Genomic DNA, 19,290 nt, shown 5'->3' with positions numbered 1-19,290 from the left:
GGGGCCGGAGCGGTAGCGTGAAGCACATCGGATCCGGACTGGACGACGGGCCCCGACAGCCCGCCGGACCACAGGATCTCGACCGTGTTCGATCCGGGACCGACGGATTCTCCGATCTGTGGTGGACGACGAGGACGGGCATTGGCACGACCGGCGGAGAACGGCTCGTGCCTAACCGGGCCGAGGCCGGCGCCCCGCATGGGCGTCGGCCTCGGTTCTTGAAGCGGGTGGGGTCAGCTTGTTTTTAACCTCGGGAAGCCGGAGCCGGATGTTCCCAGGTGAGCAAGTCGTAGGTCCGTCCCTTGTCGGTGACTGTCTCGGGTTTGACGTCGGTGAGGCGGAAGCCTGCGGATCGGGCGACGGCGATGCTGGGGTGGTTGTCGGGCTCGATCTCGAGGATCACCCGGGTTAGGCCCGCGGTGTGGTGCGCGTACTCGGTCATGGTTCGAAGTGCTCGCGCTGCGAGGTGCTGGCCTCGGTGGGCGGCGCCCACGATGTAGCCGATGCCACCAGTGGTCAGGTTGAGTAGGACTTCTCCCATGGCCTGTTGCCCGTCGGTGGTGATGGCCAGGTGGATGCGTTCGTGTTCGCGCCGTGCCTGGTGCGCGCTGTGCAAGTACCGCCGTGCGGCGGCCTGGTCGAACGGCGACGCCAAGGGGGTCCGGTAGGCGACGTCGGGGTCGTCGAACAGTTCTTGCAGGAGGGCGAGGTCGTCGCTCGTCCATTCCCGGAGCAACAGGCCGTGAGCGGTGAGCCGGAGGGGATGCATGTCCATGGGCCCGTCATTCTGCCCTGAAGTCGATTGCTCGTTCGGGTGATCACGGGACTGGCGGGCGGTCTTTGGCTGATCCTGTAACCCGCACCTGATCAATGTGGGGGATGGGTCTGCTGCATCATGCTGCCCAGCGCGAGACGCTCGCGGTGGCGTCGTGCGGCGAGACTGAAGCCCCGCGCAACTTGGCATGCGGGGCTCAGACACCTTTTCAGGACTTGCGGTGCTTCTCCTGGGTCTTCTTGAAGCGGAAGCTGTCGGTGCCGGTCTCGACGATGTGCGCGTTGAAGGTCACCCGGTCCACGATCGCCGCGCAGAGCCGGGGATCGGTGAACGTCTGCTTCCATTCCGAGAACGGGGCGTTCGAGGCGATGGCGATCGCGCGTCGTTCCTCGCGTTCGGTGAACACCTGGAACAGCAGCTTCGCCCCGGCCTTGTCCAGGTCGAGGTAGCCGAACTCGTCCAGACAGAGCAGGTCAACGCGTCCGTAGCGGGCGAGGGTGCGGCCGAGCTTCTTCTCGTCCGCCGCCTCGGCAAGCTCGTTGACCAGGTTCGCTGTGGTCGTGTAGCGGACCCGCATCCCGGCCTCGGCGATCGCGGTCCCGATGCCGATCAGCAGGTGTGACTTGCCGGTGCCGGAGTCCCCGATCAGGCAGAGCGGCAGGCTGGCCTTCACCCAGGCGGGGTCGGCCAGGGTGCTGACCTGCTCGGGGGTCACGTTCGGGTTCTTCTCGAACTCGAAATCCTCCAGCCGCTTGGGGCGGGGGAAGTTCGCCTCCCTGACCAGCCTGGTCTTCTTCCGCTCTTCGCGCTGGAGACACTCGGCTTCCAGCAGGTCGGCCAGGAAGTCCTTGTAGCTGGCCCGCTCCTTCAGCGCCGTGCCCGCGATCTCCTCCCAGCGTGAGCGAATCGTGGGCAGGTGAAGGGCCCGGCAGGCTTCGTCGATCACGGTCTCGACGGCGCCGGCGGCAGAGGCGTCCTTGCGAGGCCCAGGGACTCGCTCACCGACGTCGAAGAGGGCGGTGCTGTCGTTCATGCGGAACCTTTCGGAAGACGGGTCAGGAGCTGGTCATAGACGTCCACCGACGGCGGGGGACGGTTGTCCTCGGGCAGTTCGGGCCGGCGGGTGGGAAGCGTCAGCAGCTGCCCGCCGGGAATGTCCGCCCAGGGCGGAGGATCGTTCTCGTCGTCCTCCGGCTCAGGGTCGCGGGCGGCGGACTCGGCCTTGCGGGCCTCAATGGCCACCACGTCCGGGCTGACCGACCCGGCCTTGATCGCGGCCGACATTCCGACCTGGACCGCCTCGGAGGGCATCCGCCGGTGCAGCAGCAGGACCTCGATCAGGGCCCGGGTGCCGGCCGCGTCCCCGTGCGCCTTCAGGGCGGCGGCCCAGAACGCCTCATGGATGGCCGTGAAGGAGCCCTCGGCCCGTGCGGCGGCCAGCGCGGTCGACCCGGCCATGGCACCCGGTTTGACCAGCAGGATCTCCAGGTAGTGGTCCAGCACGTCGCGATATCCGTAGCGTTTGGTCAGCCGCGGATGCCGGGCGACGATGTTCCGGCGCTCGAAGACCAGCAGCTCGTTGCCCCGCAGCAGAACGCGTACCCTCTCGCCGATGAATCGGGCGGGCACCGAGTAGTGGGACTGGCGGACGGTGATCCGGCTGGTCCGGTCGACCTTCGGAGTCAGCGTGATGCCGCACTCGAAGTCCTCGGTCGGTAGCGGGGCCAGTTCTTCGGCCTCGATACGGAAGTTGAAGCCGATCGAGGTCAGTTTCCCGCGCAGGATCCGCTCGTCCTCCGCCTCGTCGATCGTGGCGATGCGGGCGTTCAGCTCCTCCAGCGACGGGACGTCGGGGACCGGGACCAGGTGGGCCCGGCGGAAGCGTCCGCCTTCCTGCTCGACCCCGCCCTTCTCGTGGGCGCCTTCCTCACCGGGAATGCAGTAGAAGGCATCGAACCCATAGTGCGAGCGGAAGGTGGTCCACCGCTCTGATTCCACCCGGTTACGGCCGGTGCAGACCTGCCGGACCGCGGGCTTGAGGTTGTCGTAGCGGATGTGCTTGGTCGGGACACCGCCCAGCACCCGGAATGCTGCCGCATGGCCTTCCAGGAACGATTCCTGGGCCTGTGAAGCGAACACCCGGTGGACGGCCTTGCCCGAATGCGACAGCCGCAGCGTGAACAGATGGCACTTGACCACCTCGCCGGCCACTCGCACCCACACGTCGGCGAAGTCGACCTCGGCTTCCTCGCCGGGCAGGTGTGCTTGGGGCACCATTCCCTCCAGATGCTGGCGGCCCTCACGGTCCTCTGCCACGATCTCCGGCCGCCGTTTGCGGACGTAGTTACGCAGAGTGGAATACGACGCCAGGTCGAAGTCGTGCTCCTCGGCCAGACGCTTCTGGATCCGCTCGATGGTGTGCTTCTGCTTCCGCGGGGCCTTCAGGTCGGCCCGCAGCATCGCGTCGATCCACCCGGTGGCCGGGTCCAAGATGCGGAACTGCCGTTGGCCGGATTTGCGCGGCGGCGGGATCGCGGAGGCCATGGCCTGCCGGACGGTTCGGCGGTGAACGCCGTACTTCGCCGCCAGGGCCCGCTGCGAGATCGACGGATCGAGGCGGACGTCCCGACGGATCTGTTCGAACAGCTCGACACGCGAAACACGCAACCCGGCCTCCCGACACGGCCATGACCCACAGCACGGCCTCCGACATGACCGTGAACGACGGACACACCCTGTCGGGATCGGGCAGACAGCCCAGACCATTCACTCGGACGAGGGCATGTCGTCTCAGAGCTGCACAGGTGGGGCCAAATCAAATGCCGATCAACTGGGGCCAGACCAGAGTGCCGGAGTGGGGCCAGCGAAACCTGTCACAAACAGCCGCCGCACGCGGTCTCGGCGAGGGCGGTCCGGCTGGGTGCTCCTGCGGTCTGCGGCTCCCTGCGATAGGGGCTGATGGCGGCCAGGGCGCGCGCCGCAACGGGGACGGGCAGGACGAAGTCGCCGTCGATGGTGGTGTCGGGGTGAACGGTCAGCCGTTGGGTGCGCCGGTGGCGGCGCGCGGTGAACTCGCCGGGGCTGGGCGGGCGGCCCAGGGAGGTCTCGGTGATGAACGGAGTGATGTGCACTTGGGCGTGGTGGCACAGCTCGCGCATCACAGCGGCTGGCAGACCGCGCGCCTGCAGGTACAGGCGGTCGGTCTCGTCGCCGAGGTGGGCCGAGACGTTCCCGCCGCCGGGCAGGTCGCAGGCCAGGTGCCGGTGGGGTTCGACATCACCGTGGCGCGGGCGCAGGGTGGGCAGGGCCGAGCGCAGCAGGGTGGCCGTGGCCAGCCGACAGGCGTCGCGGGAGACACGCCAGGCTTCCTCGGCCGTGGACAGAAGGTCGGAGACAGGGGTCATGGGGCGCCTTTCGCAGGAGGCTGGATCGGGGAGAAGGAAAGGGCTGACGCCGGGCGCTGCCGGTAGCGGTCAGCCTTCGTCGAGTCGGGTCATCGTGGGGGTGCCGTCGACGAGGACGGCCCGCCAGTCGTCTCCGAGCGTCACGTCGTTCGCGCACTGGTGGCACAGGTCGTCGATGTCCACCTGCTCGGTGGCCAGCTCGGCGATCTCGTACGGGTCGGTTGCGTCGGTCTCGACGACCACGACAGTCTCCGCCGCCGTGGTCACCGGCACGCGGTACCAGGCCAAAGAAGTCACCTCCTCGTCATCGCCGCTCCCGGCATGGCCGGGGGCGGCACAGGGGAAGGGGTTGCCCGGCCGCCACGCGACGGCCGGGCAGGAGCGGGTTGCGGCCGCCGGGGTCACAGCTTCTTGACCTCGTCACCGGCGGCGAGGCAGAGCATCAGGCTGCGGTCGTTGTGCGGGGCGTCCCAGTCGGCGGCGAGCTGACGCAGTTGCGGGTGCGGATTCCAGTGGGTGACGGTGCCGGTCGCCCCGGCGGGCAGCGGGTCGTGGTCGTCGGTGCACTTGATGACCTGGATGCGGTCGCCGGGCTCGAACTCCTCCGGCTTCTTCACGGTGGCTCCTTCGGAAGTGCGGGGGGCGGCAGGGCCAAACATCTTATCGACTCTTAAGACAATACATGAAGGTGCACGCGAAAGCAGCCTTAAGAGCCACTCTGGAGTGATGGGCCGATCATGGCGCACGGACAGCGGCATTACCGGCTCGCAAGGAGGCCGACACGAGCGGCCGTAGCGGAGAGAGACCCCGGAGGGGCCGGCAGAGCGTACCCGGTGGCACGCATCCACGCCCGGTGGCCCTGGCGGTCAGCCTTGAGGTCGACATGGCCGGGGGCGGGTCAGGCGCAGCAGGCATCGCCAAGCACTGGGACCCGGATCCCACGAACATCGAGAGGCCCGACGAGGAACCCGGCGGCGACCGCGAGCGGACCGTATGGCGGCTCGGGCGGCATGCACAGAGCGGCGTGCCCTCAGGTGCTGCTCACGGGGGAAGCCGCACCTGAGGAGCACTGCCGTGCCAACGTATCTCGCCCCCAGGGCATCTATCGCACATTTTCGCCAAACCGGCGCGGAGCGGTGCGGCGACGGAATGGAGAGGCTCCTGGTCAGTGCCACGCGGACGCACTGCCACCCGCGGGCCGGCCGCGCCGGGGTCGGCTGCGACGGCACTGCGGGCGAGCTTCGATGAGCCGCCCCCCCCCAGTGGCGCCGACCTGCCTACTTGCCCAGCCGCGCGCGGGGTCGGCCAAACCCCTCTACGAATCTTAAGGCTTGCATTCTGGCGCAGCGCTATGTATAGTCTTAAGAGTCAACAGGGCGGAGCTGGTCCGCCACCCGACAACGGACTGGGAGAGTTATCTTGTCGCACGGCCTTGAGATCCACGCTGACGGTTCGGCTTCCTTCGTCTCCGCCCGCCTGGACGCATGGCACCGGCTCGGCACCGTCACGACGGGCGCCCTCACGGCCGAGGAGGCACTCGAAAAGGCGTTCCTCTCCAACTGGAACGTCCGCAAGGTCGGCGGGGTCCACGCGTACGAGATCACCGAGCACGGCGTCACCAAGATCGAGTCGGACGACTACTTCACGGTCCGGACCAACCCCAAGACCGGCATGACCGAGCGCCTGGGCACCGTCAAGGAGAAGTACAGGCCGGTGCAGAACGAGGAGCACTGCGAACTGCTGAACCTGCTGGTCGATGAGTCGGGCGCGCACTTCGAGACTGCCGGGTCGCTGCGCGGCGGCCGGAGCGTCTTCGTCACGATGAAGCTGCCGAAGGCCATCTCGATCGCCGGAGCGGACGACATCGACCTGTACCTGGCGGGTCTCAACAGCCACGACGGATCGTCGGCCTTCCGCTTCAACGTCTCCCCCACCCGGATCGTCTGCGCCAACACCCAGCACATGGCGATCTCCAATGCCGTCTCGCACTACCCCGTGCGTCACACCGCCGGTGCCAAGGCGAAGATCGCCGAGGCCCGCAAGGCGCTCGGGATGGTCTGGGAGTACGCCGTGGCGTTCGAGCGCGAAGCCGAGAAGATGATCAACGAGACGCTGAGCCTCGGCGCGTTCGAGCGGGTCTGCGAGGAGGTCTGGGGTCCTCTGGAGCCGAACCCGAGCGTGCGCACCCGGAACAACCACACCCGCCGCATGAACACTCTGCGCCACCTCTTCGAGAACGCCGACACCCAGGCCAACATCCGGGGCACCCGCTGGGCCGGTTTCCAGGCCATCGGCGAGTACCTGGACCACTACGCCCCCGCCAAGGACGCCGAGGTCCGCGCCCACCGCGTCCTGACCTCTTCGGACATCACGAAGAAGAAGCAGGCGGCGTACGAGCTGCTGATGGCCGCCTGACCGGACTCGGAGCCTCCGGCCGGTCCGCCCCGCGGTGGCGGACCGGCCGGGCCCGCCCCTCTCCCCCTTTCCATCGCCAAGGAGCGCACCGCCCCGCATGACCGCAACGCACGTGAACGGTCTCGCCGTCGTTGAAGACCAGCCCGCCCGGTCCGGCATCAGCCGGCCCGGGGTGAACGTGGTACTCGAACAGACCCGGCATCTGTTGCTCGCCGACGGCTCCGAGGTGTACGGCTGCCTGCATTGCAACTACACCTCCGAGAACAAGCACTCCATCAGGCCGCACCTGAAGAAGCACAAGAACAGGGCCGAACCGCGCAACCCGGTAAAGCGCCGCAGCAGCGTGACCGCCGCCGAACCGCCGAACCACCGCGAGGCGGCTCGCCCGCCGCGCCGTGCTTCGGAGACGTCCGGCCCGGCCGCGCGTGACCTCGCTTCCTTGAACCTGGGCCAGCTCGTCGAACGCGCTCAGCTGGCGGAGCGGATGCGCAGCCAGCGCGACACCGCCCGCACAGAGGCTGCGGCCGCCCGGCGTACGGCGGAAAACTGGAAGGAAAAGGCCGCCGACTACCGGAAGCAGTGGCTGGAGGCGAAGAACCGCGCCGAGCGGGCAGAGAAGCGGCTCGCAGCGCTCCGCGCATTGCTGCGGTAGGCCGAAGTTGGCTGCCACTCCTGGTGGTTGCCGTGCAACCCGCGCGGCGCGACAAACACACTAGTTCCGGCTCTTAAGACTTGCATTCGCCGCCGACATTCCATATAGTCTTAAGAGTCAGATACGCTGCCGCTCTCAAGGAGGTATGCAGCATGCACCGGCAGGCCAACCGCGCCCGCACCGCAGCTGTGCAGAACCGGCGCCGCTCCAACGCCGCAGGCACGCACGCCAGTGGCCCTCGGCGCGCCCGTGGCCGCAGGAACGCTCGCCGGGCGGCCATTCGCGACTCCGCCGCCGATTGAGCGCCCGGCGACTCGCCGATACCTGCTCTCACCGCAGCACGTCGCCGGTGGGGCGTCAGAGGTCTTCACGGCCACGATGGGCGGCTGCGGCCGTGATGACGCATCCGCTGGCACCGGCCGGCCTTGGGCGCCAGGCGCGGCAGCCGGGACACACCAAAGCCATGCGGGGCGTCCCGCTCCCGGCCGCCGCGCTCGCCCTGCCCGTTAGCGCCTTCCCCCTCTACTCGTCTGGAGTTCCATGCCCCCTCCCGCCCTCGCTGCCTCCGCCTCCTGGCAGCCGCTCACCCGCGTCGACGGCGGTCTGCTCCGATCGCCCGCCTACCGCATGAACGTCGCCGGCAGCAACGGATACCCCTACTGGGTGATCTCCCGCGCCAACCTGCTGGCACGGGTGAAGCAGTACGCATGGGACCAGGGCGGCTCGGCCGTCTGCAACCCGGGCACCGACACCGTGCGCTACCGGGGCAAGGCCAGGAACGCCGACACCTGGGAGTTCCAGCCGGCGCCGGCCCGCAGCGGGGACGCGGAATGCTGCACGTGCGGCCAGTACGCGCGGGAGCACGGGAACCTCTTGGAACTGTCGTGCGGCGACTTCCGCCTGGCCGACCCGCCCCACGACTCGGCCGACATGCCGATCCTGCCGTACAGGACGCGGCGGTTCGTCGTGCTCCACGGCGACGAGGTTCTGGACAACGTGGAGTTGCCGGTGCACGACCGACCGTTGGAACGGTTCTGCGTTCGCCGTGTGATGGAGAGGACTGGCCCGCACACGCCCGGCACCGTCTACCTGTACTTGCAGCCCGGTGAGATGCGGTCCCCCCGCTGGACCGGTGACGCGCGTCTGCGCGGCACTTGGGGGAACTGACGGCCCCCGGCCCCTTCCGCTCCCGGGCGTGAGCACCGCCCACCGCGGTCCCGTCCGGCCGCCCGCCGCGTGGTCTGCCAACGCGGAAGATCATCCGCGCGACCGCCTTGGCGACCGGACAGGAGCCGCCCCGCCGACCGCCGCCGATCGCCAAGGCCGGGGAGGATCCGCCCGGCCCCGCCCTGTCCCCCATGCAGCCGAAGTGGGCCCGCATGCTCACCCCCTCTTCTTGTCCATCCCCCTTGAGGAGCACCTCGTGCCTGTCTTTCTCGCCCAGCCCAGCTACGGCCCTGGCGGCCCGGACGGCCAGGGCTGGAACCGGCTGTCCCTGTGCGCGCATTTCGACGAGCGCCACCAGTGCGGGCTGCTGCCGACCACCTACGCGACCTTGTACGAGTCCATGACCGGTCGGCAGGGGTGGGGCGACTTCGAGCGCTGCCCGAAACTCGCTCCCGGCCACTGCCCCGCCTGCCCCGTCCAGCGCGGCCACCTCGAGCACCAGGGCATCGCCTGGCCCTCGGGCACACCGCTGCTCCTGGTCCGCGTCTGCCCTCTGCCGCCGACCCCCGAGGCGATGTTCGCCGACCCGATGGCCGGGCGCAGCATGCTGCATCTGCACTCCTGGCAGGGCGACGCTGTGGACGTTGAGGCCGACTGGCAGACGGTCCGCAACACCCCTGGTATCCGCCTGGGTCGCGCCTTCTGGGACCGGCAGGGGCAGGCGTTCTGGCTGGTGCGCAACAACCCCGCCGCAAAGTCCGCGACCGTCCGCAGCAGACGGTACAAGACCCATGTCCGCCACGCGCTGTACGGCGGCGAGGGGAAGCCGCGCCTAGCGCTGCTGACCTGCCATGACCGTTGCACGCACTCGGCCGACGATCTCCAGCACCTGGCCGCCGATCTCGCCGACCGCTCGTCCAGCCACGTGTCGGCATCCGCCCCCGTCCTCCCCAGGCGACTTCCCGGTGCTCCCGGCATCGACTTCCGGCAGGAGAGCGGGCGGGCCGCGATCCAGCGTCACGGCAGCACGGCCCACCTCAGCTGGGACGTGCCGGACGACGCGATCGTCATGACCGCCCTGGCAGCCCATGCCGTCCGCCTCACCTCGGCCTGACCGACATCGACAGTCCCTCAGTTCCACCCCATCTCATTCACGAAGGAGCATCGTTTGTCCATGAGGACCTGGCATCAGCAGTCTCCGAGGGATTCTGCCGCCGGAGGCGCCCCCTCCGGCCCGGCCAAGCCGCGAAGCATCTGCCGTCGCTGCCGACACCCCATCGATCGCTTCAAGGGGCTGTGGTGGTCCGGTGACGATGACTTCCTGTGTCCAAACGGTGAGCGCCAGCACGCCCCTTCCCGGGAGCCGCGCGTGTCGGGCCTCGACGAGCAGTTGGCCGCCGTGGTCGACCGCATCGCGCGGACGAGTGACAGCGCCGCTCTTGCCGACCTTGTGTGCAGAGCCGCTGACCTCTTCGCCGCGCTGGAGGGCCACGGCACCGTCGGTGAGGTGCCGGAGGCCTTCGCGGCCACGATGGCAGCCGTGGCCGCGACGTCACACCTGCCGACGCTGGCCGACCTTGCGCGCCGGGCGCGGCAGTTGTGGAAAGACCCGGCCACCGTCGCGGGCGATTCTGCCTGTGCGTTCGTCGGCTGCCTGCCCGAGTACGCCCACCACCCGGCCGTCGTGGCGGCCTCCGCCGCCGCCCGCCGGGCGGGCATCCCGCTTGCGGTGTTCCGCCATGACTGGCGTGACGCCTACGGCCAGCACGGCGCCCAGGGCCTGTATCTCTCTCCCAGCGGGGAGCGCGGTGTCGAGGCTTTCTGGTGCATCGACGGCAGGGACAACGAACGGGCGCTCGGGCGCAGCCGCATTACGCGCGACCGCGCGACGCGCAACACCGCCCTGATGACCGTGCACGACACCCTCGTCGCATCCGGCTGGAGCGTGTACGTCAAGCAGAGCACGAACACGGCCACCCGCCGGATCCTGAGCATCCCGGCTACCCTCCCGCGGTGATGACCAGGCGCGAGCCGCGGCCTCGTGCGGCAGGAGCACGGAAGCCGATCAGCGGTGCGGGCAGGGACGTGCTCTCACCTGGAGGGCTGGTGCGCGCTCCCTCAACCGGCGAACTGCACCTTCTGGCGGTCGGGGAACCGCCACCGCGCGCTCTGACAGCCGATGTCCAGCTGCTGTGCAGCGGCCGCGGGCCGACGGTGCCGGCCGTGCGCCCGTACTCCGGCCCGTTCGACGAGTACAGGACCTGCCGTACCTGTCTGGCCGTCGCACGCGGTGAACCGCCCCAGGCTCGCGGAGTGCCCCAGCAGCTACCGGGTAGTGAACCCGCTCTCCCTGAGGGGCGTGCTCCCCTGCGGCTGCCTCTGGAGCACCGCGGCCGGCCGGTGGCCTGGGGTCCTTGGAAGGACATGCCGTGGATGTCGCACGTTCCCCGGCACTGCGAGGTGTGCGCCGACCCCGGGCCGGTGCAGTGGGCGCATGGAACCAGCAACCAGCCGCCCGCCCGGTACTTCGCAGTTTGTTACGCCGTGTGCGGTCACGCTCAGGCTTTCGCCTATCGGGCCGATGGCAGCCCGGTGCCGATCTGGGCGCAGCGTAGAGGCCGGCGGTGATTACTCAGGTCGTAGAAGCCCGTGCGATGCCGCGCTGCCGGGGCGCGCGGACGGCGCGGGCCAGTGGCCAGCACAAGGCGGCGCCTAGCGCACCGGTGGCGAGATGCGACGCACCGACCAGGTCGGGGCCGCCTTGTTCGAGGGCGAGAGTGGCCAGCATCGGCGCGACGACAACGGCGCCGGCCAGGGTCGTGCCCCAGACACCGGCGTACAGGCCGTGAGCGCCGGGAGGAGCTATGCGCATCAGGATGTCGCCTGCGGCAACGAACGCGATGATCTCGCCCGGAACGACCAGGGCCGCGGACAGACTGAATCCGATCACGGTCGAGGCAAGGGCCGCGGAAGCCATACTCGTGCCCAGGACGAGCGCGCTGCCGGCAAGCAGGCCGGTCATGGGTTGCCCGTTCCCCGCTCGTCTGCTGAGCCAGCGGTTCATGAAGGGTGAGAGAGCCAGGACAGCGACCGCGTTGGCTCCTTGCGCCCAGCCGTAGTCCGCAGCACTCATACCCGCCTGGGTCATCAGCAGGGGGAGGCTGGAGAACAGGCCTGCGGCGGCGGTGAGGGTCGCCAGACTCACCGTCAGCAGGAGCCACAGCCGGCGGTCGCGCAATGCGGTCTGCAGGGGCGTTCGGTTGGAGCGGACACCTTGGGGGTCGACATGGGTCCAGGCGATGAACGCGCACACCGCGCAGGCGGCGGCGTTGGCCCACAGCAGGCCTGGTATGCCAATGGGGTCGGCAAGCAGGCCACCGCTGGCGCCGGCGATAGCGGCGGCGACGTTGACGGCGAAGTTTCGGTGCGCGTTGACGGCGGCACGGGACTCGTCGTCGGGATATCGCGCCGCGATGGCCGCTGAGAAGACCGGGCGGGTGGCGTCGTAGACGACGCCTGCGACGCAGGCGGCGGCCATGACGCTGTTCGTCTCTTGGGCTTGGGCAAGGAGAGCCAGGGTGAGGGCGGCCAGCGCCATTGCGGTGACCAGGGTGTCACGGCGGCCGATGCGGTCGGCGAGCCATCCCCACAGGACGGAACCGATGAGCCAGCCGACACCGAAGCCGGTGAGGGTCATGCCGATGGCTTGAGGGTCCAGGTTGAGGGCGTCGAGGTGGTAGGGGAGGAATGGGTAGCAGAAGCCGATGGCTCTGGCGATGAACGTTGCCGCCAGCAGCGCGCGGATTTCGGCGGGCCAGGTCGTCAGACGAAGGGCTGCTGGGCCCGCTGGATGGTGAGCGGTGGTGGTCACTTCGCTCCAACAGGTGTCGGATATCGGTACCTCGCGGGCGCCGTGGAAAGGTGCGCGGGTTGGTGCCAGCCACGCCGAGAGGCCAGTTGCTGAGGTGTGGCTTACGTCGGTGATGGGTGCCGCTCACTCGAAGGCGGCGCCAAAGGACGCTAGGACGGTTTGCCTGTGGATAGATTTCGCCGTCGTCTGCTCCGTAGAGAGGGAGCGGCGGAGGGCGGCAACCCGACATCAGCCGGTTCTTAAGACTTGCGCTAACGAATCCCATGACGCATGGTCTTAAGAGTCAATAAGTGGGTTGCCTCGAAGGAAGGAGTCAGCGTGACGGCCGTGGCCAGTTTCAAGGCCACTGCGGCTGACGGCCCGTTGCGAGACCTCCCTCTGGGCTGCCCGGTGGCACGTCGCCGCCCTGCGGGAAACCGACCTCGTCGAGGACGGCCTGACCCACTGACCCACCGGACTGCCGCCACAAACGCGGCGCTCCAAGTCGCGCCCCTGCCTGGGTGCGGCGCAGCGGCTGGCTCTCCCCTGCCAGCCAGTCGGTGCCCATCGGCCCGCCCGCGTACTCCCCCTCCTCGGCGCGGGCGGGCCATGGCCACACGCCCGCCCCCTACACGGCAAAGGCTTCATGGCATGCACGACGACCGCTGCGCAAAGCGCGACCTGGGCCGCTTCGGCCTGCTGCAGATGACCTCATCGGCCGACTCGGCCACCGGCGCCGTGCGCTACTGGTTCACCGCTCCGCACATGCGAGGAAGCGTCGTCCTCGTCCCGGCTCTGCTGTTCGCCGACCCCACCCGGCCGGAGAAGTGTCCCTGCGACCTGTACATCTTCGCTCGCCTGGACGGCCCCGGACGCCCCGAGCGCCCACTCACCGTCAACGGCATCGAGCTCGTCGGCCGCAGCGCCGTCCGCACCGACGCACTCGACCAGATCAAGACCTTCCGACTCGGCAAGACAGGAGTTCCCGAACAGCTCCCTCCACGCTCCCGCCTCCTTGCCCGCGCCGTCCTAGGCGCAGCCGCCGAGCACTGGAGCAAGCGGAGCGACCGCGACGTCCTCGACGCCCTGGCCGTGCGCTCGACGGCACAGCACTTCCTCGGCCGTTACGAAGCAGAGCTTGAACGGCGGGAAGAGGCCGTCCGCCGCGCGCAGCAGGCCCTGGCCGACACTCGCCTGCGCCTCAGCACCCTGCGCGGCCTCATCGAATCCGCAGAAGCCGTCTCGCGGTAGTTCCCGTCCGCAGATCGAATCCCCCGCTCCCAGGAGACCCTTGACCTTCCAGAACGTCGCCGCCCGAGCTGACCTACCCCTGCCGGGCATTGGCACTCTCGCCGCCCGTGTAACCGTCCTCGAGCACGGCTGCGTCCGCTACGTGGTGCATGGCCCTCACATCCGCGGCACCTTCGTCCTCATCCCCGAGCACTTCCGTGACGGGACCATCCTGCCCAGCACCGTGCGTGTGCAGTACGGCGACGGCACCGGGCCGTGCGGCTACGCCGAGCACCGGCCGGACGAGCCCGTCATCTACGGCGTTCGCCTGCACGGCTGGACCGGCGGTATCGATCCCGCCAACGTGCCCAACGGATACTTCCTCGGCCGATACGCCACCAGTCTCCGCGCAGGCGGCGTGCACCGGGAACTGACCAGCGCCGTGCGTCGGCGTACAGAGGCGGTGATTCGCTCGGTCACCAGACACTGGCGCAACTTGCCGCACCTTCACGATCTGCTCACGGCCGCCGCCCGCCCGAACGCCAAGGCTCTGGCCAGCCACGAGGCCGACCTCGCCGCCCAGGCCAAGGCTGAGGTGGCTGAACTGCGGCAGGCCCGTGCTCGCGCCTGCCACCAGCTGAACGTCATCACCGGCATCATCCGACGCGCCCCGCGGCCGACGCTCGCCCCTGACCCTTCCCCTGTGCGTCTGCCGCTGGTCGACAGCCGGAAACGCCCCATGGGCACCGTGACGGTGCGGGAGGTGGCTGTCAACGACGACGTGGCCGGAGCCGTGGTCTACGAGGTGCACGGCGCCCGCGTGCATGGCCGGTTCACCGTCGGACGGGACATCTACCGGCCGCTTCCGATGCCCGAAGGGATCTGGGTGGCCTACGGCCATGCCCGGCAGCGGTACTTCGAGTACGAGCGCTCCCATGAGCCGACCGTCAACGGTGTGCGGCTCGACGGCGAATGGAACCGCAGCACCACCGATGGTCTGACCGCGGCGACGCCCGCCGACCTGCCGGCCCACGTACGCCTCACCCGGACGACGGGGCACTCCGCTCCTGCGGCCACGGCACGCCGCGCCTCAGCCGTACTGCGCGCCCTCGCTCTTCACTACCTCAGGCGCCCGGACGTCGAGGCCCTGCGCTTGGCAGCCGCTCAAGACCACGCTCCCCCACATCTTGGGAACACCCGCACCGAGATCCGCGACCTGCGCCGCCAGCAGGAAGCCGCCGAGCGGCGTGTCCGCCGGCACCTCGCGCGGGAGGAGCAGTACCGCGCCCTGCTGACCGCCGACGCTGCGGCCTCGTCCCGCCCGCAGACCTCCGCTGCCTGACACCCACCACTCGAAGGAGACCATGCACCCCACCGAAGAGATGCAGCACGTGCATGACCACTACGACGCCCTCGGCCGCGCCCTGGCCGAGGTCCTCAACCACCGCAATATCCAGGGAGGCGGCTGGACACACGAAGCCAGCTGGAACATCCACGGCTCCGTGTCCCTCTCCCATCCGGCGGAGCTGGGCTTCTTGCTCCACCGCACGAACACCCACCGCAGGGGCGATGCAGGCCGGCGCCTGACCATCGACGGCGTCTACCCGAGCTGCTGGGGTGGGCCGCGGGCCGCCTCCATCACCGTCGGCATGAACCGCCCCGTGCCCCGGATCGCGGACGAGATCGTGCGACGTCTCCTGCCCGACTACCTGACGACAGTCCAGGAAGCCCTGGCCCAGTTGCGCGTCGACGAGGAACACCGCCGGGCCCGTGCCGCCATGAACCGGCGCATGGAAGCCATCCTCCCGGGGCTGGGCTCCGCAGGTGGGCCGCGCCATCCGGAGCCAGACCGGACCCGCTCCTACTGGCATGGCGGCCGGTACGGCCTGAGGCCCCGGTCAGCGGTCGCCTCCGGGAGCGTGGCGCTGAACGCTGATGCGTCACACATGGACATGAAGCTCAGCGGTGTCCCGGCAGATCTCGCGCTCACCATCCTGGCGCTGCTCGCCTCCACTCCCGTACCGGAGGGCACCGTTGCGGCTGGCACGTTGCCGGCGGAGCGGAAAACCCTACCTTCCGTCAGCCGGGCCGTCTGCGGGGAGGGCATCAGCAAGTCGCCGGCCGGCCGGCAACACGCAGGCGCCACGCTCAGCATCGACGCCGATTCTGCGGCCCGGGCGCATCCGGCCTAGGCCGGATGCGCTTGCCCGGCCGTCTGGGCGCTTCGGCCGCCGGCACGGTTGGTGCATGGTGGGCCGGAGCCAAGCCGCTCTACGCGGACGTCGCAGGCGGGAGCCGGGTGTCCGCAACGCGAGCGGTCTCGCGGACCACCTCGCGGTTCCACCCGGGAGCGGGCGGGAGCGAGCGAATGTAGCGGCGCAGCTTGCTGGCCTGGACGATGGTGACGTCGCCGAGGTGGATACGGCCGCCGGGCACGCGGGCTCCGTGGACGGCGATGACGGCCCGGACCGGCCAGCCAAGGATCCGCTGTGCCTGATCGGCTTCCCAGCGCACAGTGGCCACCGCCCGACCTTGGGGGAACCTGCCGTACCAGAGCTGCCCGTCCGGTGCGAGGCGCACCTGGGACTTGGTGGAGGTCCAGTTCTTGGTGTCCACGTAGACGGGGCCGGTGCGGCCGATGACGAGATGGTCGAGGTTGGCGCGAGAGCGCGGTATCGCCCGGTCGTGGAGGACTTCGTAGTGGTGCAGCCAAGTCAGAGGAGCGAGTATACGGGCCGTACGTCGTTCGCCGGCCGCTCCGGTGGACCAGGAGTTCACGCCGCTTCGATACACCTGGCGCAGTCCGGTGACCAGCGCCGCGGTCGTGGCTGCGGCTCCTGCGGTGGCCCCCAGGGCCTGGGTGATGAGGAGACCGATCGCAAGAGCGGCGATTCCGGCGATCGGAAGAGCTATCAGGGGCCGGTTGTGTCCGGTGCGGCGCTGACGTGCCATCTGCTGAGCGCTGGCGCCAGCTTTGTTACGGCGGCGGGCCTTGTTCAACGGCGATCCCCCTCGTTGACAGTGTTCCTCGGACCGTACGGCGGCGGACCTGTGGACAGATTTCGCTGCCCGGCCCCAGCAGCGACCGAAGCGACTGGCGCCAGGGGCGTAGCCATCGATTCCGGTCGCTGCCCGGACTCGTGACAGGAGTGCCAGGATCCACCATTTCGAGGTTTTCAACGCATTCCTTCAGGCCCTGGTATTCAGTGCCGGTTGACGAGCAGGCCGCCTCAATCAGTGACTCTTAAAACAATACAAGGCGACACGCTTCGCGTCTAGCCCTAAGAGGGCGGTTCGTGAGTGTTTGAGTGGTTCCGCCGTCGCCTGATGGTGTGAGTGTGAGCGGAACCTGTCGGCCCGAGGCCGCTGATCTGTTGATGTGATGAGGTGAATGGACGCAAGCCGTACCCGAGTGACTTATCGGACGAGCAGTGGTCGTTGATCGAGCCGGTGATCACCGCGTGGAAGGACCGGCACCGCTCGGTCAGCGGCCACCAGGGCAGATACTCGATGCGGGAGATCGTCAACGCGATCCTCTACCAGAGCCGGACCGGCTGTCAGTGGGCCTACCTCCCGCACGACCTGCCGCCGAAGAGCGCGACGTACTACTACTTCGCCACCTGGCGCGACGACGGAACCGACCAGGTCATCCATGAACTGCTGCGCTGCCAGGTCCGCGAGCGGGCCCGCCGGTTAGAGGACCCGACCCTGGTGGTGCTGGACACCCAGAGCGTCCACGTGGCTGCCGGGGTCCCCTCCTCCACGACCGGCCTCGATCCGGCCAAGCGGGTGCCGGGCCGCAAACGGGGCCTGGCCGTGGACGTGCTGGGTCTGGTCATCGCGGTTGTCGTGCTGGCCGCGAACACGCACGACAACGCCGCGGGTATCGCCCTGCTGAACCAGGTCGCCGCGCACACCGGCGGCACCGTCGAGAAAGCCCTGGTCGATCAGGGCTTCAAGAACCAGGTCGTCGCGCATGGCGTCGGCCTGGGCATCGACGTGGAGATCGTCGAGCGCAACCCGCAGGACACCGGCTTCGTGCCGCAGCCGAAGCGGTGGAGGGTCGAGCAGACCTACGGGATCTTGATACTGCACCGGCGCCTGGTCCGCGACTACGAGCACCATCCCGCTTCCTCCGCCTCCCGCGTCTACTGGGCCATGACCCACGTCATGGCCCGCCAGCTCACCGGCGCGAACACTCCCACCTGGCGCGATGCGCAGGCGGTGACCGCGTGAACCTCCGGCCCCTGCTCGACGCGCTGGACCTCCAGGAGGATGCCGCCCGGGCCCTGGCTGACGACCTGCGAGGACAGATCGGCGAACTGCAGGGCCGGCTGCGGGAGGCCGAGACCCACCTCGAACACCTGGCGATCACCCGGAAGACCGTCACCGGCCTTGCCGACCGGCTCCCGGCCGGTCCACCGGACCTGCCCGAGCACCCGGACTACCCCCGCATCCTCGCCGTCTTCCACGAGGCCACCGGCCCGCTGCGGGCCCGTGACGTCTGCGAAGCCCTCGATCATGAGCTGCTGCCGAAGAACGTCGAAGGCACCCGCGCCAAGCTGAAACGTCTGGTCAAACTCGGCATCCTCACCGAGATCGACGCCGGCAGCTTCGCCAGGAAGCAGTAGCCGACGAACACGTGATCAGCAGCCCTGCCCTAACCTCACTTCGAAACGGACATCAACTCACGAACTGCCCTCTAAGAGACAACCAGGGGTTGCGGGGGTCGTTCCCCGCACAGACGGGACACCCGCGGGCTTCGGTGGACTTGCCGACGAAGCAGGCGGTGGGGTACTGCCAACCGTTCAGCTCGCCCCTGCGGAGGTGGGCGCCAGCGGAGTCGCTGGTAGCGCGAGATGGTGGCGTTCGAGGCCAGCCCTTCCTCATGACGTGCGACCACGGAGAGCCGCGGTCTCCTCGGGGAGGGGTTCCCTGAGAGGTTGAGGGGTGCCGTGAGGCTGACCTGCGGCGCATTGCCTTCAGGCAATGGGACACCGCCGGACACGGCCAGCATCGCAGGGAGGCCTGACAGGCGCGGAAGCGGAGTTCGGGATCAGCTACCGGCCTTCCATCCCCTGAGCTCGAGGTGGGTGATCTTTGATCCCTCGGCGAGGCGGCCGGTTTCCACCATCCATTCGGCGATGGCCGCGGCGACGTCTCCCCCGTTGCGGGTCACGCGTTGCTGCCACTCGCGGGCGTTGAGGCCGGTGCCCCCGTTGCCGTAGCTGCGTTCCTCGGTTCCGTCGGGACGCTGGACAACGTGGCTGGCGGCGAGCGGCCCTGGGTATTCACGGTCGGCGGCGAGGAGGAAGCGGCCCTTGGAGGCTCGGATGGTGAAGGCGATGGAGCCGCCGGCGTCCGCGGCGGAGTCGACGATGGGTTTGAGCCGGGAGGCTCCAGAGGAGATGTGCTGCCGGCCGGCGCGGGCGATGCCGGAGGTCCACCGGTTATCGGTGGCGTGCTGGACGGAGTCCTTGCCCCTGACTCGGGCTTCGCGTCCGGACTTGGTGCGGCGCCGGGTGACGTACTGGCCGGCGAGGTTCCTGAGGGATTCGGGATCACGCGGACCGCCAGCCTGGACCTCTTGGACAACGGCGTGCAGAGCTTCCACATAAGCCTGCCCGGATCCGGGGCCACGGGTGTAGAAGTGGCTGACGATCGCGGAGTTGCGCCCCAGGATCGTGGCGACCTGGCGCTTGCTGAAGCCCTCTTCAAGGAGGATGTTGGTCAGGCGGGCGGCTTCGCTGGGGGCCGCGTTGTTCCGGCGGCTGCGCCTGCGCGGGGGCATGGTGAT

The 19,290-nt window shown here is 69.2% G+C and carries 19 protein-coding genes; 10 read left to right on the top strand and 9 right to left on the bottom strand.

Annotated features, from left to right (window positions below):
• Positions 1-244: 244 nt before the first annotated feature.
• The 6 genes from ACGRHY_RS28095 to ACGRHY_RS28070 all read right to left on the bottom strand — a co-directional run bounded on the left by ACGRHY_RS28095 (position 245) and on the right by ACGRHY_RS28070 (position 4,796).
• Complete coding sequence (locus ACGRHY_RS28095; RefSeq protein WP_328336574.1) at positions 245-775, bottom strand: GNAT family N-acetyltransferase; 531 nt, start codon at positions 773-775, stop codon at positions 245-247.
• Positions 776-983: 208 nt separating this feature from the next.
• Positions 984-1,808 carry an IS21-like element helper ATPase IstB gene (gene istB / locus ACGRHY_RS28090; RefSeq protein ID WP_394638469.1) on the bottom strand — a complete coding sequence of 275 codons (825 nt, stop codon included), beginning with the start codon at positions 1,806-1,808 and terminating at the stop codon, positions 984-986.
• Complete coding sequence (istA, locus tag ACGRHY_RS28085) at positions 1,805-3,442, bottom strand: IS21 family transposase (RefSeq protein WP_394638468.1); 1,638 nt, start codon at positions 3,440-3,442, stop codon at positions 1,805-1,807. The genes istB and istA overlap by 4 nt, the downstream gene beginning before the upstream one ends.
• A 206-nt stretch (positions 3,443-3,648) precedes the next feature.
• The gene (locus ACGRHY_RS28080; protein WP_394638467.1) at positions 3,649-4,179 is read right to left on the bottom strand and encodes a hypothetical protein; all 531 of its coding nucleotides are present in this window, start codon (positions 4,177-4,179) and stop codon (positions 3,649-3,651) included.
• A 69-nt stretch (positions 4,180-4,248) separates the two neighbouring features.
• The gene (locus tag ACGRHY_RS28075; RefSeq protein ID WP_394638466.1) at positions 4,249-4,467 is read right to left on the bottom strand and encodes a hypothetical protein; all 219 of its coding nucleotides are present in this window, start codon (positions 4,465-4,467) and stop codon (positions 4,249-4,251) included.
• Positions 4,468-4,580: 113 nt separating this feature from the next.
• Positions 4,581-4,796, bottom strand: a complete 216-nt coding sequence (locus ACGRHY_RS28070; protein ID WP_394638465.1) for a hypothetical protein — start codon at positions 4,794-4,796, stop codon at positions 4,581-4,583.
• An 802-nt stretch (positions 4,797-5,598) separates the two neighbouring features.
• Here ACGRHY_RS28070 and ACGRHY_RS28065 point away from each other — a divergent pair.
• From ACGRHY_RS28065 to ACGRHY_RS28045, 5 genes are all read left to right on the top strand, one after another.
• A complete protein-coding gene (locus tag ACGRHY_RS28065) occupies positions 5,599-6,594 on the top strand; it encodes a DUF932 domain-containing protein (protein WP_394638464.1) in 996 nt (331 codons plus the stop codon).
• Positions 6,595-6,691: 97 nt separating this feature from the next.
• A complete protein-coding gene (locus ACGRHY_RS28060; protein WP_394638463.1) occupies positions 6,692-7,246 on the top strand; it encodes a hypothetical protein in 555 nt (184 codons plus the stop codon).
• Positions 7,247-7,786: 540 nt separating this feature from the next.
• Positions 7,787-8,413 carry a hypothetical protein gene (locus tag ACGRHY_RS28055; RefSeq protein ID WP_394638462.1) on the top strand — a complete coding sequence of 209 codons (627 nt, stop codon included), beginning with the start codon at positions 7,787-7,789 and terminating at the stop codon, positions 8,411-8,413.
• A gap of 256 nt (positions 8,414-8,669) precedes the next feature.
• Complete coding sequence (locus ACGRHY_RS28050) at positions 8,670-9,527, top strand: hypothetical protein (RefSeq protein WP_394638461.1); 858 nt, start codon at positions 8,670-8,672, stop codon at positions 9,525-9,527.
• A 255-nt stretch (positions 9,528-9,782) separates the two neighbouring features.
• On the top strand, positions 9,783-10,430 hold the full coding sequence (locus tag ACGRHY_RS28045) for a hypothetical protein (RefSeq protein ID WP_394638460.1): 648 nt from the start codon (positions 9,783-9,785) through the stop codon (positions 10,428-10,430).
• 615 nt (positions 10,431-11,045) lie between these two features.
• Here the strand turns inward: ACGRHY_RS28045 and ACGRHY_RS28040 are convergent.
• On the bottom strand, positions 11,046-12,284 hold the full coding sequence (locus ACGRHY_RS28040) for an MFS transporter (protein WP_394638459.1): 1,239 nt from the start codon (positions 12,282-12,284) through the stop codon (positions 11,046-11,048).
• A 630-nt stretch (positions 12,285-12,914) separates the two neighbouring features.
• Between ACGRHY_RS28040 and ACGRHY_RS28035 the strand changes: the two genes are divergently transcribed.
• From ACGRHY_RS28035 to ACGRHY_RS28025, 3 genes are read left to right on the top strand one after another with little or no spacing between them, the layout of a single operon-like run.
• On the top strand, positions 12,915-13,514 hold the full coding sequence (locus ACGRHY_RS28035; RefSeq protein WP_394638458.1) for a hypothetical protein: 600 nt from the start codon (positions 12,915-12,917) through the stop codon (positions 13,512-13,514).
• A gap of 40 nt (positions 13,515-13,554) precedes the next feature.
• Complete coding sequence (locus tag ACGRHY_RS28030) at positions 13,555-14,835, top strand: hypothetical protein (RefSeq protein ID WP_394638457.1); 1,281 nt, start codon at positions 13,555-13,557, stop codon at positions 14,833-14,835.
• Positions 14,836-14,857: 22 nt separating this feature from the next.
• Positions 14,858-15,685 carry a hypothetical protein gene (locus ACGRHY_RS28025; RefSeq protein ID WP_394638456.1) on the top strand — a complete coding sequence of 276 codons (828 nt, stop codon included), beginning with the start codon at positions 14,858-14,860 and terminating at the stop codon, positions 15,683-15,685.
• A gap of 79 nt (positions 15,686-15,764) precedes the next feature.
• On the opposite strand, the gene ACGRHY_RS28020 is transcribed toward ACGRHY_RS28025, so the two are convergent.
• Positions 15,765-16,445: a nuclease-related domain-containing protein gene (locus ACGRHY_RS28020; RefSeq protein ID WP_394638455.1), complete on the bottom strand. Its 681-nt coding sequence runs from the start codon at positions 16,443-16,445 to the stop codon at positions 15,765-15,767.
• Positions 16,446-16,880: 435 nt separating this feature from the next.
• On the opposite strand from ACGRHY_RS28020, the gene ACGRHY_RS28015 reads away from it, so the two are divergent.
• Positions 16,881-17,729 carry an IS5 family transposase gene (locus tag ACGRHY_RS28015; protein ID WP_394638454.1) on the top strand — a complete coding sequence of 283 codons (849 nt, stop codon included), beginning with the start codon at positions 16,881-16,883 and terminating at the stop codon, positions 17,727-17,729.
• Positions 17,726-18,124 carry a hypothetical protein gene (locus ACGRHY_RS28010; protein WP_394638453.1) on the top strand — a complete coding sequence of 133 codons (399 nt, stop codon included), beginning with the start codon at positions 17,726-17,728 and terminating at the stop codon, positions 18,122-18,124. The genes ACGRHY_RS28015 and ACGRHY_RS28010 overlap by 4 nt, the downstream gene beginning before the upstream one ends.
• A gap of 425 nt (positions 18,125-18,549) precedes the next feature.
• Here the strand turns inward: ACGRHY_RS28010 and ACGRHY_RS28005 are convergent, their stop codons facing one another.
• Positions 18,550-19,284: a hypothetical protein gene (locus tag ACGRHY_RS28005; RefSeq protein ID WP_394638452.1), complete on the bottom strand. Its 735-nt coding sequence runs from the start codon at positions 19,282-19,284 to the stop codon at positions 18,550-18,552.
• Positions 19,285-19,290 lie beyond the last annotated feature (6 nt).

The organism is Streptomyces shinuiensis, from assembly GCF_043660855.1.
Lineage (GTDB): Bacteria > Actinomycetota > Actinomycetes > Streptomycetales > Streptomycetaceae > Streptomyces.
This window is presented reverse-complemented; position numbering and strand designations above follow the sequence as displayed.

Excerpts from the sequence above, each read along its gene's own strand:
- ACGRHY_RS28095 (WP_328336574.1), bottom strand. The coding sequence starts at position 775 with ATGGACATGCATCCCCTCCGGCTCACCGCTCACGGCCTGTTGCTCCGG.
- istB (WP_394638469.1), bottom strand. The coding sequence starts at position 1,808 with ATGAACGACAGCACCGCCCTCTTCGACGTCGGTGAGCGAGTCCCTGGG.
- ACGRHY_RS28080 (WP_394638467.1), bottom strand. The coding sequence starts at position 4,179 with ATGACCCCTGTCTCCGACCTTCTGTCCACGGCCGAGGAAGCCTGGCGT.
- ACGRHY_RS28060 (WP_394638463.1), top strand. The coding sequence starts at position 6,692 with ATGACCGCAACGCACGTGAACGGTCTCGCCGTCGTTGAAGACCAGCCC.
- ACGRHY_RS28055 (WP_394638462.1), top strand. The coding sequence starts at position 7,787 with ATGCCCCCTCCCGCCCTCGCTGCCTCCGCCTCCTGGCAGCCGCTCACC.
- ACGRHY_RS28035 (WP_394638458.1), top strand. The coding sequence starts at position 12,915 with ATGCACGACGACCGCTGCGCAAAGCGCGACCTGGGCCGCTTCGGCCTG.
- ACGRHY_RS28025 (WP_394638456.1), top strand. The coding sequence starts at position 14,858 with ATGCACCCCACCGAAGAGATGCAGCACGTGCATGACCACTACGACGCC.
- ACGRHY_RS28020 (WP_394638455.1), bottom strand. The coding sequence starts at position 16,445 with ATGGCACGTCAGCGCCGCACCGGACACAACCGGCCCCTGATAGCTCTT.
- ACGRHY_RS28005 (WP_394638452.1), bottom strand. The coding sequence starts at position 19,284 with ATGCCCCCGCGCAGGCGCAGCCGCCGGAACAACGCGGCCCCCAGCGAA.